7 protein-coding genes and 1 pseudogene are annotated in these 11790 nt (G+C 68.0%); 6 read left to right on the plus strand and 2 right to left on the minus strand.

The genetic code is table 11. From position 1 onward, the window contains the following. The first annotated feature begins 50 nt into the window (after positions 1–50). On the plus strand, positions 51–2063 hold the full coding sequence (locus tag ACZIYR_RS06465; protein WP_483528621.1) for a recombinase: 2013 nt from the start codon (positions 51–53) through the stop codon (positions 2061–2063). 16 nt (positions 2064–2079) lie between these two features. On the opposite strand, the gene ACZIYR_RS06470 is transcribed toward ACZIYR_RS06465, so the two are convergent. After that, complete coding sequence (locus tag ACZIYR_RS06470; RefSeq protein WP_483528622.1) at positions 2080–3138, minus strand: lysophospholipase; 1059 nt, start codon at positions 3136–3138, stop codon at positions 2080–2082. 4 nt (positions 3139–3142) lie between these two features. Continuing rightward, a complete protein-coding gene (locus ACZIYR_RS06475; protein ID WP_483528623.1) occupies positions 3143–3568 on the minus strand; it encodes a DUF721 domain-containing protein in 426 nt (141 codons plus the stop codon). 181 nt (positions 3569–3749) lie between these two features. Here ACZIYR_RS06475 and ACZIYR_RS06480 point away from each other — a divergent pair, with 181 nt between their 5' ends. From ACZIYR_RS06480 to ACZIYR_RS06500, 5 genes and pseudogenes are all read left to right on the plus strand, one after another. Beyond that, positions 3750–4118: a hypothetical protein gene (locus tag ACZIYR_RS06480; protein ID WP_483528624.1), complete on the plus strand. Its 369-nt coding sequence runs from the start codon at positions 3750–3752 to the stop codon at positions 4116–4118. A gap of 95 nt (positions 4119–4213) precedes the next feature. After that, positions 4214–6955, plus strand: a complete 2742-nt coding sequence (gene secA / locus ACZIYR_RS06485; protein WP_483528625.1) for a preprotein translocase subunit SecA — start codon at positions 4214–4216, stop codon at positions 6953–6955. A gap of 39 nt (positions 6956–6994) precedes the next feature. After that, the gene (argJ, locus tag ACZIYR_RS06490; protein ID WP_483528626.1) at positions 6995–8224 is read left to right on the plus strand and encodes a bifunctional glutamate N-acetyltransferase/amino-acid acetyltransferase ArgJ; all 1230 of its coding nucleotides are present in this window, start codon (positions 6995–6997) and stop codon (positions 8222–8224) included. A gap of 76 nt (positions 8225–8300) precedes the next feature. After that, positions 8301–9248, plus strand: coding sequence for a Nudix family hydrolase (locus ACZIYR_RS06495; RefSeq protein ID WP_483528627.1), 948 nt, complete (start codon positions 8301–8303; stop codon positions 9246–9248). Positions 9249–9717: 469 nt separating this feature from the next. Next, positions 9718–11724 (plus strand): annotated as a pseudogene (locus ACZIYR_RS06500) (type VI secretion system Vgr family protein); the annotation flags it as partial. Positions 11725–11790: the final 66 nt, after the last annotated feature.

An 11790-nucleotide genomic window follows, 5' to 3' on the forward strand; every position in this document is an offset into this window, starting at 1 on the left:
ACGGGCCGTTGGCCCAGCGGGGGACGACTCAGCATGGACCTCGCGCCCACATGACCGCCATTTCCCACCCTGAAGACGCCCTTGCCGGCCTTGCCGAAGGGGCAGGTTTCGAGGCCTGTCTGGCTGCCCTGTTTCGCTGGCTGCGCAGCGGCAACCCCGAGCGTGTCGCCGAGCGGATGGAGGCGCTGGTGGGCTATCTGCAAGACGAGCCGCAGCATGCCCGTCGGCTAGCGGAAGGCATTTTCGGACGTTTTGCCCGGCTGGAGATCTACCCGGCGTTGGTGCGGCTGGGGATTCTCTCGCGGGAGGGGCTGGTGCGTGAGATCACCACGCGGCTCTACGATCGGCTGAACCCACCGCCCGTGGATCGGGAGGATTCCAGCGATTTGCTCGCCAGCCTGCTGACTCGCCACGACAAGCCCTGGCTCGAAGCCCTGCCCGCCATTGCCTGGCTGCGGCTGGGCCGAGTGCTGCTGGACGCCCTCGATCCCGAGACCCGCCGACAGGCCCGTCTGCACCTGGAGGAGGAGTGTCTCTATGCGCTGGAAATGCTGGCCATCTGGGTGGCGGCGGAAGAGCTCGACCCGGAGCTGATGCGCATCGACGAGCGGCTGACCCGCATCGACTCCCCGCTGATTGCCCTGCAGCGGGAGGTCCACGCCTTCGTGGAGGCGCGCGGTGGTACCCTCCGCGGCGATGATGGCGACGCCGGGATCGACCACCTCTGGGTGATGTTGGATCAGTGCAACGAGCAGGTGGCGCGTTTCCGGCGGCGCGGTGCCGGAAGCCTGGGCTCTTCCGCCAATGCCTCCCACCTGATCGAACGGCTGGAGGATACGCTCAAGCGCATCGAGCGGCTGATCGTGCTGAGTCGTCCGCCCTACCGGGTCTCCGGACCGAGGGCCGCGCTGCGGCTCTGGCAGGAGTTGCTGCTGGCTACGGTCGAAAAGCGCAGCATTCGCGCCGTCTGGAGGAAGAGCACGCGGATGGTGTCGCGCAGCGTGACCCAGAACAAGAGCGACCACGGCGAGCACTACATTTCCCGCGACCTGACAGGCTACCTTCGGCTGGTGGTCTCCGCGGCCGGTGCCGGCGTGATCATCGCGGTGATGGCGCTGCTCAAGATCACCATCGAGTCCTGGGGGCTGGCGCCGCTGCCCCAGGCCGTGCTGGTCAGCCTCAATTACGGCCTGGGGTTCGTGCTGGTGCACCTGTTGCACTTCACCATCGCCACCAAGCAGCCTGCCATGACCGCCGCCAGCTTTGCCGCCGAGGTGGAGCGCAATCGACACGGCAAGGCCATGGAGCGCAAGCTGGCGAGGCTGCTGCGCGACGTGAATCGCTCCCAGTGGGGGGCCGTCTGGGGCAATGTGGCGGCTGCGCTGGCCACTGCTTTCGTCATCACGACGCTGGCGCTGGCAGTCAGCGGCCAGGCGCTGCTGGCAAGCGAGCAGATCGATTACCAGCTCCGGGCGATTTCGCCGATCCATAGCCTGGCGCTGTTCTATGCGGCCATCGCCGGCGTCTGGCTATTCTGCTCTGGGATCATGGCGGGGTTCTTCGATAACCGGGCCGATCATATCCGACTGGAGAGGCGGCTGGTCGGACATCCCGCCCTGCAGCGGCTGTCGCCGGCCCGGCGGGCGCGGTTGGCACACTATCTTCACCATAACTACGGCGCCCTGGCCGGCAACTTCCTGTTCGGCGTGCTGCTCGGCATGACCGGGTATCTGGGCTATCTGCTGGGCCTGCCGCTGGACATTCGCCATGTGGCCTTCTCATCGGCCAACCTGGGCTTTGCCAGCTTCAGCGATTTCCAGGGCTGGGCGTGTTTTCTGGTCGGGCTGCTGTTCGTGATGATGATCGGCTTCGTCAACCTGTGGGTGAGCTTTGCCCTGGCACTGATGGTGGCGCTGAGATCCCGGGGCTGCCGGGTCGAGCCGTCCACCCTGTTGAGCGGCGTCAAGGAGGAGTTTCGCCGCGATCCGCTGCGGTTCTTCCTGCCGGGGGTGGTCACCGGCGGCCAGAACCGTCCTGGGGAGTCTCGCCGGTCGCGGTCGTGATCCTGCCGCGCAGTGCCTACCGGCAGAGTGCATCCTGGGCCGCGCCGCGGCGCGTCTCGTGCCCGGAGGGCAGCTCGGCGTGAGGATCCTGCAGCCAGGCGGCGATGTCCGCCTCGACCTGTTCCCGTCCACTGTAGCGGGTCAGCATATGGTAGCCGCCGGGGTAGAGTGTCAGGCGCCAGGGCGGCCTTTCCTCTGGGGACTGGGTGTCGGGAAGCCGCTCGAGCAGTGCGCAGAAGGCCTCCGGCGGGATGACCTCGTCCGCATCGCCGTAGAGGATCAGCGCGGGCCCGGGCAGGTTTGGCGCGGCCTGTAGCGCCCGATCCATGGTGTCGGTGACCCCGTGCAGGGTGTCCATGCGCGCCCGGCGCAGGATCAGCGGGTCCTCGGCCAGCATTTGGCGGATCTCGGGATCGTCGGTGGGCTCGATGCCCAGTTGACGTGCCGTCTGAACCGAGAACGATACCGAGGGGAACAGCCGTACCCCCAGCCACAGGCCGAGCCGCTGGTACCAGGGCATGGCGGTCTGACCCCAGGTCGCCGGGGCGATCAGCACACTGCCGGCGACCGACGGCGGGGTGTCGCCGGTCATCGTCAGGATCACCACGGCGGCTCCCATGCTCTTGCCGATCAGGTAGAGCGGGGTGTCCGGGTAGCGCTCCTGCAGAAGCTCGACGAGCAGCTCCACATCCTGCACCAGTCGCTCGTGGCCGGGCCAGAGCCGGCGCTGTGCGGTGGTGCCGAAGCCGCGCTGGTCGTGGGCATAGACGCGGATGCCATGGGGGGCCAGGGCCTTGGCCAGCACCTTGAAGCTGCCGCCGTGGTCGTTGAAGCCGTGCACCGCGAGGGCCACCGCCCGCGGGTCACCGTCGGCGGACCAGTGGCGCAGCGGCAGGCGGTAGCCATCTTCGGCGATGACGTGGAAGGGGGTGAGGTAGGGATGTGCCGTGCCAGGGCCGGGGGACTGCAGGCTGGCCCGGCTCGTACAGCCGGCAAGCGTCAGCAGGAGAGTGGCGGCCGCCAGTCGGCCCAGCGTTTTGATCAGCAGCCTGTGGCGATTCAACCAGCCGGCCATGCACTTACTCCGACCGGTGAGCATGGGCGGCCAGACGCTCCAGGGCACGCTTGAGCCGCGGGTCCTCGGTATCGGCGGCGCACTCTTCCAGTTCCCGTCCGGCCGGGGCCGAAAGCTGGCGCACCGTGCGCGGCGGTGCCTTGACCGGTCGCACGGGGCGCACCTTGAGGGTGAAGCCGCTGACCGCGGCCAGCTCCGGCAGCTGATGCAGCAGCTCGAGCAGGCGCGGCTGCTCGTAGCGCAGCCAGGTCAGCCACACGGCGCGGTCGGTGATCAGGGTCAGCTTGCCCTGGCGAAAGCCGCCCACGAAGACGTGCTCGCCAACCTCTTCCGGCAGGTGCTCGCGCAGGTGCTGCTGGGCGCGATCGATCACCCTGGCCGTGCGCATCAGCGGTGCCAGCTCGCCGCTGCCGCCGAGCAGTCTCGACATGGGCTGTGCGCGTGAGCGCTTAACCTTTATACTCATGAGCTTAATTCTCGGGGCGGCGGGCCGGCGTCCGCCCGGCGGTTTCGATGCCCGCAGAGCCTGGTGTCGAGGCCACTACCACCGACAGCCGCGGATTGTCCGTGTTTCAGCAAGAGCCTAGCACGCTCGGGAGATCGTCTACAGCATGCCTGCCGCCGCCGCCCAAGCGCCTTCTGCCACGCCTTCGCCCACCGCGGGGGCGTCGCGTCGCCGGCTGGGCTCTCGCTGGTGGCTGGCGGGGCTGCTGGTCGGCTGTCTGCTGCCGGCGGGGCTGAGCCAGGTCGAAACACTCAGGCTGACCGAGCGGATCGTCCAGGTCTGCATCCTGGCGCCGGCACTGATGCGTGCCCGCTGTCGCTGTGTGGCGCGTCGTCGAGCGCTGCGTCACTGGCCGCCGCGCTCCCGCTCGGTACCGGGCCGTGTTCACCGGCTTCCCTTCCTTGCGATCTCCCGGCGGCGCTGGACCGCTGCCCATGATGTCCTGACGCGTCGTGGCCCCCCTGGCCGGCGGTAGTGCCAAGCAACACTTCGACAGCTGCCGGCGGGGGGTTCTCCCTCTCATAGCGCCTAGCCGCCGGTCGATTGCCACACGCAGATACTGGACGTTTCATGATCAACTCTTTGTTACGCAAGGTCGTCGGTTCCAAGAACGACCGCGAAGTCAAGCGCATGCAGCGCCAGGTCGCTCAGATCGGCGTCCTGGAACCGCAGCTCGAGTCGGCCGATGATGCCGCCATCAAGGCGCGCACCGACGAGCTGCGCGAGCGCCTGGCCGGCGGCGAGAGCCTGGATGCGCTGCTCCCCGACGCCTTCGCCACGGTGCGCGAGGCCAGCAAGCGGGTGATGGGCATGCGCCACTTCGACGTGCAGATGGTCGGCGGCATCACCCTGCACCGGGGGCGTATCGCCGAGATGAAGACCGGCGAGGGCAAGACCCTGGTGGCGACCCTGGCGGTCTATCTCAATGCGCTGCCCGGCAAGGGCGTGCACGTGGTCACGGTCAACGACTACCTGGCCCGCCGCGACGCCGAGTGGATGCGCCCGCTGTATGAATTCCTCGGCCTCTCGGTGGGGACCATCTACGCCGGCCAGACCGCCGAGGAGAAGCGCGCCGCCTACGGCTGCGACATTACCTACGGCACCAACAACGAGTACGGCTTCGACTACCTGCGCGACAACATGGCCTTCTCGCTGGAGGACAAGGTGCAGCGCGGGCTGCACTACGCCATCGTCGACGAGGTCGACTCCATCCTGATCGATGAGGCGAGAACGCCGCTGATCATCTCCGGGGCGGTGGACGAGAATACCGAGCTCTACAAGGTGGTCGACCGCCTGGCCGTGCACCTGGTCAAGGGCGAGGTCTCCGAAGACCCGGAGGTGCCGGTCGAGGGCGACTTCCTGCTCGATGAGAAGCAAAAGCAGGTCGAGATCACCGAGGCCGGCCACAACAAGGTCGAGGAGCTGATGCGCGGCGAGGGCCTGCTGGGCGAGCACGACTCGCTGTATGCCGCCCAGAACCTCAACCTGCTGCAGCATATGCACTCGGCGCTGCGCGCCCGCCATCTCTACCACCGCGACGTCGACTATATCGTCAACGAGGGCCAGGTGGTGATCGTGGACGAGCACACCGGCCGCACCATGCCGGGACGGCGCTGGTCGGAAGGCCTGCACCAGGCGGTGGAGGCCAAGGAGGGCGTTACCGTTCAGCGCGAAAGCCAGACGCTGGCCTCCACCACCTTCCAGAACTACTTTCGCCTCTACGAGAAGCTGGCCGGGATGACCGGTACCGCCGATACCGAGGCCTTCGAGTTCCGTCAGATCTACGGCCTGGATGTGATCGTCATCCCTACCAACCGGCCGCTGATCCGCAAGGATCTCAACGACCTGGTCTATCTGACCGCCGAGGAGAAGTACGAGGCGATCATCAAGGACGTTCAGGCCGAGACCGAGGCCGGACGCCCGGTGCTGGTGGGGACCGCCTCCATCGAGACCTCCGAGTACCTGGCGGACCTGATGAAGCAGGCCGGCATCGCCTTCAACGTGCTCAACGCCAAGCAGCACCAGAGCGAGGCCGAGATCATCGCCCAGGCGGGCCGCCCGGGCGCGGTGACCATTGCCACCAACATGGCCGGTCGCGGTACCGATATCGTACTCGGCGGCAACTGGGAGGCCGAGGCGGCCAAGCTGGAGAACCCCAGCGAGGCGCAGATCGAGACGCTGCGCGAGGAGTGGCGGGCGCGTCACGAGGCGGTGCTGGAGGCCGGGGGCCTGCACGTCATCGGCTCCGAGCGCCACGAGTCGCGGCGCATCGACAACCAGCTGCGCGGCCGTGCCGGGCGCCAGGGTGACCCGGGCTCGACCCGCTTCTTCCTCTCTTTGGAAGACAGCCTGATGCGCCTGTTCGGCTCCGACCGGGTGCAGCGCATGATGAAGGCGCTGGGACTGGAGCGCGGCGAGGCAATCGAGCACAAGATGGTCTCCAACGCGGTGGAGCGCGCCCAGAAGAAGGTCGAGAGCCGCAACTTCGATATCCGCAAGCAGCTGCTCGAATACGACGACGTGGCCAACGACCAGCGTCGGGTGATCTACGAGCAGCGCAACGAGATCCTCGCCTCCGAGGACGTCTCCCAGAACGTGCTGGGCATTCGCGAGGAGGTGCTCGATCAGGCCATCAGCGAGTTCGTGCCGCCTCAGAGTCTGCCCGAGCAGTGGGACCTGGCGGGCCTGCAGGAGCACCTCAAGACCGAGTTCAACCTGGAGGCACCGGTCGTCGAGTGGGCCGAGCAGGACGAGCGTTTCCACGAGGAGCAGCTGCGCGAGCGTCTGCAGGAGATGCATCGCGAGACTTACCAGAAGAAGAACGAGGTGGCCGGCGAGGCGCTGATGCGCCGCTTCGAGAAGCAGATCATGCTGCAGGTGCTCGATACCCGCTGGAAGGAGCACTTGCAGTCAATGGACCACCTGCGCCGCGGGATTCATCTGCGCGGCTATGCTCAGAAGAACCCCAAGCAGGAGTACAAGCGCGAGTCCTTCGAGCTGTTCCAGACCCTGCTGACCAACATCAAGTCGGATATCACCCGCATCACCAGCCACGTGCAGGTTCGCCAGCCCGAGGAGGTGGATGAGCTGGAGCGTCAGCGTCGCGAGGCCCTGGAGCGTGAGAAGGCCGCGGCGGCCAGCCGCCACGACACCCCTGGCCCCGCCGCGGCGGAAGGCCAGGAGCAGGCACCGCTGCCGCCAGGCGCCGACGGCCGCCCGATGCGTCGCGAGGGCCCCAAGGTCGGGCGCAACGATCCCTGCCCCTGTGGGTCGGGGAAGAAGTATAAGCAGTGCTGCGGCAAGCTGAGCTGATCGCCGCTTGATCGCGATTCAATGACAGGAGGGCTGAAGATGGCAGTGGGTGACGTGAGCTTTCCGGCGATGCCGGTGATAGAGGGGCTGCGCCTGGGCACCGCCGAGGCGGGGATCAAGAAGCCCGGACGTCGCGACCTGGTGGTGATCGAGATTCCGCCGGGGGCTCGGGTGGCGGGCAGCTTCACTCGCAATGCCTTCTGCGCGGCGCCGGTGACGGTGGCCAAGGCGCATCTGGCGGCCTGTGTGTCACGCGGGGAGGCGCCTCGCTTCCTGGTGATCAATACCGGCAACGCCAACGCCGGCACCGGCGAGGTCGGCCTGCGTGACGCCTATGCCACCTGCGCCGAGCTGGCGCGGCTGACCGGCGTGCCCGAGGACAGCGTGCTGCCGTTCTCTACCGGGGTGATCGGCGAGCCGCTGCCCATGGAGCGGCTGCTGGGGGGGCTGCCGCCGGCGCTCAATGCGCTGCAGGAGGGGGGCGAGGCCTGGCATCAGGCCGGCGAAGGGATTCTGACCACCGACACCCGCCCCAAGGGGGCCAGTGTGACCCTCGAGATGGGCGAGCGCACGGTGACCATCAACGGCATCAGCAAGGGCTCGGGCATGATCAAGCCCAATATGGCCACCATGCTGGCTTTCGTCGTCACCGATGCCGCCATCGAGCAGCCCCTGCTCGACACGCTGCTGCGCGAGGCGGTGGATCGCTCCTTCAACTGCATCACCGTGGACGGCGATACCTCTACCAACGATGCCTGCATGCTGGTCAGCACCGGCCGCGGTGCCGCCGTGGTCAGTGATGAGCAGATCGCGATATTTCGCAACGGCCTGCAGCGGGTGATGACCGAGCTGGCGCAAGCGGTCATCCGCGACGGCGAGGGGGCCACCAAGTTCGTGACGCTACAGGTGAACGGGGCGGTGAGCCGCGAGGAGGCGCTGGATGTGGCCTTTACCGTGGCGCACTCGCCGCTGGTCAAGACGGCGCTCTACGCGTCGGACGCCAACTGGGGGCGCATCCTGGCCGCGGTGGGACGCGCTCCGCTTGCCGATTTTGACGTCGACCGGGTGGTCATCGACCTGGAAGATGTGCGCCTGGTCGAGCATGGCGGTCGCGCGCCGGGCTATACCGAGGAGGCCGGCAGTGCGGTGATGGCTCGTGAGGAGATCACCATCCGCATTGCGCTGGGGCGCGGCGGCGAGAGCGCCACGGTGTGGACCTCCGACCTCTCCCATGACTATGTCAGCATCAACGCCGATTACCGCAGCTGAGGGCGGTATCGGCAGACCAACACGCCCGTGTCGAGCGAGCGGCGCGGGCCAAGCGGGTAAAGGGTGAATGAACGCAATGGTGAAAAGAAGGGTGCATGTGGCGGCCGCCGCCATCATCAGCAGCGACGGGCGCGAGGTGCTGCTCGCCCGACGGCCGTCCAACGTCGACCATGGCGGCCTGTGGGAATTTCCCGGCGGCAAGCTGGCACCCTACGAAACCGGCCTCGAGGGTCTCAAGCGGGAGCTGCATGAGGAGCTGGGCGTGGAAATACATCGCGCCCAGCCGCTGATCCGCATCCATCATGAATATCCCGACAAGCATATCCTGCTCGATGTCTGGCAGGTGCATGAGTTCAGCGGCGAGCCCTTCGGTCGCGAGGGGCAGGCGGTGCGCTGGGTGCCCATGAACGAGCTGGTCAACTATCCCTTTCCGGCGGCCAACCTGCCGATCCTGCGGGCGGTGATGCTGCCCACCGAGTACCTGATCACCGGGGAAGAGGCGGACGAGGCGCGCTTCGATGCCCGCCTGTCGCGGGCGCTGAGTGAGGATGGCGTGCGACTGGTGCAGCTGCGTGCCAAGGGGTTGGATGAGACGGCTTACCTGGCCCGTGCCGAGCGGGCGCTGGCGCTGTGCCGCGAGCATGGGGCGCGACTGCTGCTGAATGGCGAGCCCGAGCTGCTGGACAAGGTAGAGGCCGATGGTATCCACCTGACCAGCGAACGACTCGCGGCGCTGGAGCGTCGGCCCATCGCCGAGGACAAGTGGCTGTCGGCATCGACCCACGACTCCCAGCAGCTGACCCAGGCCGGGCGCATCGGCTGCGACTTCGTCACCCTGTCGCCGCTGCGCACCACGCCGTCGCACCCCGAAGTGGCGCCGATGGGCTGGCACGACTTCCAGCAGCTGGTAGAGCGAGCCGCCATGCCGGTCTTCGCGCTGGGCGGCATGACCCGCTTCGACGCCAACCACGCCCGCGCCGTGGGCGCCCAGGGCATCGCCTCGATTCGCGATTTCTGGAAATAAGGGCAGGGCAGAGGAACTGGGAACGAGGGGCAAGCCGCTCACTGACGGGCAGCCGTGCCTAAGTAGATGCCACCCGCGCTTGCTTGACCGCGCAAGCGCGGGTGGCATTTTTCGTCCCTCGTCTCTGTCAATCTCATAGCGCCCGATAGTCGCTGGCGGTGGACTCCCAGCTCATGCTGCCCAGCATGCCGATGGTTTTCATCGGGCAGGGGGCTCCTTGTCGTGACCTTGGCCCCGCAGCTTATCCGTGTGCCGGACGACGGACAATGGGCCGGGGGTACCGTGCCGCAACTGTCGCCGAGGGAATGGGGCTGGCCGCCTTTGTTGGCGATTTCCTACACGGCTGTCCGTGAAATGTCACAGATATGCACTCCCATGGCTGGTATTTTGACCGCCCGATAATGCGCGATGGCTTGCGCTTGCCAGTTCCCACTTATATCGCGTTCTTCTCCAGTCGCAGGGAGGCGACATGGCCAATGCCACCGGACTCCAGTTCACCCTGAGCCTCGCCGGCATCCCCGACCTGGCGGTGGTCGACTTCACCCATCGCGAGCGGCTCTCCGCCCCCTTCGAGCTCAGGGTCACCCTGGCCAGCCGCGACCCCGACCTCAGCCCCGCCGAGGTGCTCGAGCGCAACGCCACCCTGATCGTCTGGGAGGACGGCGAGCCGCTGCGCCACCTCCACGGCGTGGTCAGCGAGTTCGGCCGCGGCGACCGCGGCCACCGCCGCACCTTCTACACCCTGGTCATCCGCCCGGCGCTGTGGCGCCTCGACCTGCGCCACAACTCGCGGATCTTCCAGGACGTCCCGCCCCAGGACATCCTCGCCACCCTGTGCGACGAGCGCGGCCTGACGGACGTGGCCTTCGCCCTGACCCGCGAGCCCGAGGAGCGCGAGTACTGCGTGCAGTACCGCGAGAGCGACCTGGCCTTCGTCGAGCGCCTGGCCGCCGAGGAGGGGCTCTTCTACTTCCATGAGTTCGAGCCCGCGGTCGGCGGCGCCCACCGGCTGATCTTCGCCGACGCGCCGGTGCTGCTGCCCCACCTGGGCGAGCGCACCTACCACGGCCGCGCCGGCGGCACCCCGCCGCGCCGCCATCTGCGCAAGCTCACCCAGGTCTCGCGGGTACGCCCGGCGGCGGTGACGCTCAAGGACTACACCTTCAAGCAGCCGGCCTATGACCAGCTTCATGAGCAGGCTGCAGAGGGGCTGGCGGAACATGCGCAACGGGACGACTACGAGCACTTCGACTACCCGGGCCGCTACAAGGCCGATGCCTCGGGGGTGCCCTTCACCCGGGTGCGGCTGGAGGCGCTGCGCAGCGAGGCCAATATCGCCGAGGCCGAGAGCGACCTGCCGGAGCTGGCCCCGGGAATGTGCTTCACCCTCACCGACCACGATATCGACGCCCTCAACCGCGACTGGCAGGTGGTCGAGGTGGTGCATCACGGCGAGCAGCCCCAGGCCCTGGAGGAGGATGGCGTCGCCCAGGGGGAGGCGGCCGGCCTGAGCCAGATGACCCGCTATTATAACGAGCTGGTGCTGGCCCCCGCCGACCGCGCCTGGCGCCCCGAGCCGCCGCGGCGACCCCGGGTCGACGGCCCCCAGGTGGCCTTCGTGGTGGGGCCCGAGGGCGAGGAGATTCACTGCGACGAACACGGCCGGGTCAAGGTGCAGTTCCCCTGGGACCGCTACGCCGAGCCTGACGACACCGCCAGTGCCTGGATTCGGGTCAGCCAGGGCTGGGCCGGCGGCGGCTACGGCGCCATGGCCATTCCGCGCATCGGCCACGAGGTGATCGTCTCCTTCCTGGAGGGCGACCCGGACCAGCCGATCATCACCGGGCGCACCTACCACGCGGTCAACACCCCGCCCTATGCGCTGCCCGCGCACAAGACCCGCACCGTGCTGCGCACCCAGAGTCACAAGGCGGAAGGCTTCAACGAGCTGCGCTTCGAGGATGCGACCGACGCCGAGCAGATCTGGCTCCACGCCCAGAAGGACCTGGAACTGCTGACCCTCAACGACCGCACCGAGACCACCCGCCGCGACAGCCACCTCGCCGTCGAGCGCCACCGCCTCGGCGAGATCCACGGCGACGACCACCTCACCGTGCACGGCCAGCGCCACACCCAGGTGAAGGGCGATGACCACCTGCGAGTCGACCAGACCCGCCACGAGCACTATGGCACGGCCCAGCGGGTGGAGGCCGGCCAGGAGGTCCACCACCAGGCCGGTACCCAGGTGGTGGTGGAGGCCGGCGCCGAACTGACCCTGGCCGCCGGCGGCAGCTTTATCAAGCTCGACGGCGCCGGGGTGACCATCGTCGGCAGCCAGGTGCGCATCAACTCCGGCGGCAGCCCCGGGCGGGGCCGCGGCCAGGCCGTGGTGCTGCCGCGCCTGCCCGGCGAGGCCACCCCGGAGACCAGCGAGGACGTGACCCTCGCGCCTCACCAGACGCCATTGTTGGAAAGCGAGATCGTCGCCGCCACGCCGCTGGACCTGGACGCGGTGGATATCGCCGACGGCCTGGCCGACCGC

The organism is Billgrantia sp. NRB1 (assembly GCF_056921725.1).

Bases quoted from the DNA above. Each gene is read 5' to 3' on its own strand.
- ACZIYR_RS06465 (WP_483528621.1), top strand. From the start codon at position 51: ATGACCGCCATTTCCCACCCTGAAGACGCCCTTGCCGGCCTTGCCGAA.
- ACZIYR_RS06470 (WP_483528622.1), bottom strand. From the start codon at position 3,138: ATGGCCGGCTGGTTGAATCGCCACAGGCTGCTGATCAAAACGCTGGGC.
- ACZIYR_RS06475 (WP_483528623.1), bottom strand. From the start codon at position 3,568: ATGTCGAGACTGCTCGGCGGCAGCGGCGAGCTGGCACCGCTGATGCGC.
- ACZIYR_RS06480 (WP_483528624.1), top strand. From the start codon at position 3,750: ATGCCTGCCGCCGCCGCCCAAGCGCCTTCTGCCACGCCTTCGCCCACC.
- secA (WP_483528625.1), top strand. From the start codon at position 4,214: ATGATCAACTCTTTGTTACGCAAGGTCGTCGGTTCCAAGAACGACCGC.
- argJ (WP_483528626.1), top strand. From the start codon at position 6,995: ATGGCAGTGGGTGACGTGAGCTTTCCGGCGATGCCGGTGATAGAGGGG.
- ACZIYR_RS06495 (WP_483528627.1), top strand. From the start codon at position 8,301: ATGGTGAAAAGAAGGGTGCATGTGGCGGCCGCCGCCATCATCAGCAGC.